This is a genomic window from Okeania sp. SIO2F4, from assembly GCF_010672385.1.
Classification (GTDB): Bacteria; Cyanobacteriota; Cyanobacteriia; order Cyanobacteriales; family Microcoleaceae; genus Trichodesmium.
Window position 1 is genome coordinate 1 of the sequence record NZ_JAAHGT010000923.1, and the last position, 3,834, is coordinate 3,834.

The window sequence follows — 3,834 nt, forward strand, 5'->3', positions numbered from 1 at the left end:
TGAATTTTTCTACTTCTAAGACATCTTTATCTGCTCCTTTAGGTTCCCAGTTTAGATTATATTCTGCCAGAACAGAACCTATAATATTTGCTGCTATTTTACGGTCATTTGGTTGCCAATTTCTAATTAAAAATTCACGATAATATTTTTTCATTTTTAGGGAGTAGGGAGTAGGGAGTAGGGAATAGGGAGTAGGGAATAGGGAAGAAAAAATGGAATAATACCACAGCAGATTCCAAGTATGTGAGGTACAAATATTACATTAATACCTCTATAATTCAGGTATCTTGCCCGCTAGTAGTGTACCTGAATGAGATAAAATTCTTATATTTAATTGCTATGTTTATATTCCTAGTAAATATTAGGAATTGTAGCACTACCTATTTAGGGTTTGCGCTCAAAAGTCTTTTTCAGGAGTAGGGGAGTGGGGGAGTAGGGTAGTAGAGAGTAATTAGGAAAAACGAGGAATTAATTAGGAGATAATCGGATATATTTGTACCTTGATTTTTCTGCTATCCCCCCTGCCTTTTCTGCTAATTTTTTGAGGGTTTTTAACTAAAAACCAGGAACTATTTTCGACCGAAAAAGGCACTTACCGTAATAGAGTCAATGCTTTTAGATTTGATCGGTAAGCCCTATTTAGGGCGCCGACATTGGTAAATCCTTTTTGCAGATAATTTGGGCTAAAAATAACTCAGAGATTACTTTTAACTTTTAATTTTTGACTTGCGCGTAGCGCTATAGGATTCATAAGTCATAATTAAAATCTTCCTAGTTTCAAATATTTTTACTGATTAATTTAGGCTCCTGAATGCTGAATGCTAATTGCTAATCGCTGAATGCTTATTAATTAACTATGAATCCGAGGTTCTGGATGTAAATTACTCAGGATATCACTTTCAAATATTGCTAATTCCTCTAATCTTTTCTCCACAATTGTCTGTTCAAAATAAGTTGTAGCTAAAATCCAATATACTCCATAATGTCTAGCTTCAGATGCCATTAAACTACGATAAAATTTTGCTAATTCAGAGTCATTACAATAATCAGCAAGTAAGCCTAAACGTTCGTGACTACGAGCTTCAATCAAACAATAAACTAATAATAAATCTAACATTCTTTCTGGCTCATTCCGCCGAACTTGACTATTTAAAGCTGCTCCATAAGGAGGAGCATTTAGGGGAGCTAATGGAATATTACGACGTTCTAACCACTGGTTTACTTGTTCAAAATGTTCTAGTTCTTCACGAGCAATAGCTGTTAACATTTTGATAAGTTTAGGGCTAGAAGGATAGCGAAACATTAAATTTAGAGCTACCCCTGCTGCTTTTCGTTCACAGTGGGAATGGTCTAATAATATAATGTCTAAATTGGCGATCGCTTGTTCGACCCAAGCTTGGGAGGTCGGTTGTTTTATATATTTAATTGTTGGTGTTTTTGATAATTGCATAGTTATTGCTGATTTTACTTTTCATTAGCTTCTGTTGCTATTTTTTTTAGCATTAAATGTCAGGCATGAAGAATTTTATAATACTTTTTTAAAGTCATATTTTTTGACTGCTTGCTAGATTTTTCTTTGTTCTTGCGCCTCTTGTCGTCTTTTTTCTTCTCCTTCTTCCAGTCCTTCTTCTCGACCTTATAGTTTAGCTAAAATAATTTTTCCTTTCCTATTACCTGTTACCGAAAAATCAAGGTTTAAAGCCTCTCATTTCAAGTAGAAAAAAGCGGTCGCTTGCGCAGCATGACCTAGGATGGGATGGCGAGGTCTCCTCGCTGGCCTCCAATCAACCAAGAGAAGAAAAAAAATCCTTTTAGTCAATCCTATCCGTTATAAGAAGAGGTATAGCGCTACGCATTAAGGCTCTTGACATTTCTAAATCCTGAAACCCTTTAACAGTTCACTATTCCCTATTCCCTATTCCCTGTTCCCTAGCGCGTAGCGCTATAATTATTAATTATTAATTATTAATTATTAATTGTTGAACGTAGCTAGCGGATTTAATATTATCTGCCGAATTTTGCCCGAAAACGAAGCTTGTCCACAAGAGGCATCTGTGTATAGCTATTTCTTTAATTATCTAACCAATTCTCCAGATTATCAATAGTTGTCATCTCAAATATTTATTCTGATCGAAGGTCTAATTTTGCTAAAGATAGTTGTTCTCTTTATGTTTCTATTTTTGTTGAAAATCATCCCAATACTCGCTGAATTAGACGCAATATTTATTTGACTGATTAGTGGATTTTCCTTGGTTTTCACCTCTTGTCGTTTTTTCGATTCTCCTACTTTTAGTCCTTCTTCTCTATTTTATAGTTGAGCTAACATAATTTCTCCTTTCCTATTACCCTTTACCGAAAAATCAAGGTATTAAGCCTCTTCACTCATGAAGAAAAAAATTACTTTGAACCAAATCCTATTCTTTATAATAAGAGTTCATTAATGGATAATGGATAATTGATAATTACAAGAAGGTTTTAACCATTCGGGAATTGAATATAAGGAATATTTTCTTTGTTTTCCCCTATCCAAGGGGAGGCTTCAAGGCGCGAATTATTTAATTATTAATTATTAATTATTAATTTTTCGGTAATTATTAATTATTGAACTGCTATTTTTTTCCTTATTTTCACTCTCATAACGTTCCTCTGCTATTTTATGAACATGATCTGCAAAGTCGGGATAATGGTCTAATACTTTTTTAAAGTCATCTTTATCTAGGACAAATAACTCACAGTAAGTTAATGTTTGAACAGATGCAGTACGTCGTTTTTCATATAAAAGGGCAATCTCTCCAAAGAATGTACCTGCTTCCATAATTCTATATGTAATACCAGTTTTTTCTGAAAAAGCTTTCACCGTTCCACGCCTAATAAAATACATTTCATGACCCCATTTACCTTCACGAATTATATATTCATGAGGAGGCAGTATTTCGGGTTTTAATGCCATTACTATTTCCCCCACAAAATTGGGAGTTGCACTTTGAAAAATTGGAACTTTCTCAATTACTTCTTTGTGTAGTTCTAGTGCTAATCTCATCCTTAAAGGAGCTGGTAATTCATCTAGTATATGATAATCTCTAATATCTCGATTTTCTAGCCATCTATATTGATAGTAGTCTCTAATTTTTTGTTGTAATTTAGGAGTGATTTTATTATCTCGCATATAGGTTTGAATTTGCCCAGACTTTTCTCGATATCTAGCTTTTACAGCATCTAAGTTAGAAATTAATGAAGATACATTACCAATAATATAAGCATACATAGATATTCCTAAAAACATGACTATCAAAGTAAATATTATTTCAATCTCAGTAGCAGGAGTGATATCTCCATATCCAACAGTAGTAAGAGTTGTGATTGCCCAATACAGAGAGTTTATATATTGGGTTCTTCTAGTTGCTGATTCTAATGATTTAGCAATTAACCAAGAATTTCCGGTACTAGATTCCCAACTACCAATCATAAACCAGATACAAGCTACCCAATGAGTAATTAAAATAATTACTATTACTAATTTAAACATTCTAATCAAGGTGGGATTAATATGAATATTAGTTTCCCACTTGTTAAAAATTCGATAAAATTGAGGCAAGCGTAATAAACGAGGTAATCTCAACAAGGCAATAATAAATAGTGAATTTGGCAATAAAATTAGTGCGATTATATCTCCAGGAAAACTCACTATTAAATGTCTGAAAAAAAGTCCTGAACGATAATGTTGAGCTATCCTTTTTGGGTCTTCAATATATTCTCCACGCTCAAAGTAACCAAGATTAAATCGAAGAAATATATCAGCGATTAGAATACTATCTCCGATTAAATCTAATAAAA

General features: G+C 33.3%; 2 protein-coding genes. Both read right to left on the reverse strand.

Translation table 11 applies throughout. The features are described 5' to 3' along the window. Positions 1-850 precede the first annotated feature (850 nt). Positions 851-1,450 carry a MiaE family protein gene (locus F6K22_RS35000; RefSeq protein WP_293109072.1) on the reverse strand — a complete coding sequence of 200 codons (600 nt, stop codon included), beginning with the start codon at positions 1,448-1,450 and terminating at the stop codon, positions 851-853. A 1,119-nt stretch (positions 1,451-2,569) separates the two neighbouring features. Next, the coding region (locus F6K22_RS35005) for an ion transporter (protein ID WP_293109074.1) at positions 2,570-3,834 on the reverse strand (1,265 nt) is incomplete at its 5' end.